Consider the following 724-nt stretch of genomic DNA (forward strand, 5'->3'; position numbering starts at 1 on the left):
AATTCAATTCGGTGATATTTATGGGTATGTCCGAAAGTCAGACACAGGTTATGCGACTGAGAGAGAGATTCCTAATCTAAATAAAAATTATAAAAATATAGCCCATAAATTGGAGACAAATGAACAAGTAGAGGTATATGATAACACGTCAGGAAGCTTGATCTCTTTCGGTAAAATAGATGAAGGCCAGATATTCCCGATCGCAACTGATTATGGGAATTGGTGGCGAGTCCTTTATCTGGACCGCGTAGGATACGTGAGAAAAAGCAATGTAACCTTGCGATACGCCGACTTTGAAGAATACTTTAAAGCGGAAGAAGACTTGCCGGTGTATGATAATCGTGGCAGCGACTCTCTGAAAAAAGTGGGCGAAGTAGAAAAGGGTAAAATATATAATAGGGTGAGCGACTATGGCAACTGGCACCGCATCCAATTCGGCGACTATTTTGGTTATGTAGAAAAGTTTGCGACGTCTCCGGACAATGGTAAGTCGGTAAAGAATAGAAATGAGGGTTACTCTAACCAGGATCGAAGGTTCGAAACTCTGGAAGACGTCACGGTTTATGACAATTCATCCGGTGGTTTACAGGCATTCGGAAAAATTGAAAAAGGGGAAAAGTTTCCGATTGCGACAGATTACGGGAACTGGTGGCGAGTCCTTTATTCTGATCAAGTGGGTTATGTACACAAAGATAGTGTTAAAGCAGAGTTTAAAAATGGTGAT

The 724-nt window shown here is 41.2% G+C and carries 1 pseudogene; it reads left to right on the forward strand.

Annotation, left to right across the window (positions count from 1 at the left end):
• Positions 1-724: pseudogene (locus tag F6X55_RS19980) on the forward strand (SH3 domain-containing protein); the annotation flags it as partial.

The organism is Sediminibacillus terrae (genome assembly GCF_009602435.1).
GTDB classification, from domain to species: domain Bacteria; phylum Bacillota; class Bacilli; order Bacillales; family Amphibacillaceae; genus Sediminibacillus; species Sediminibacillus terrae.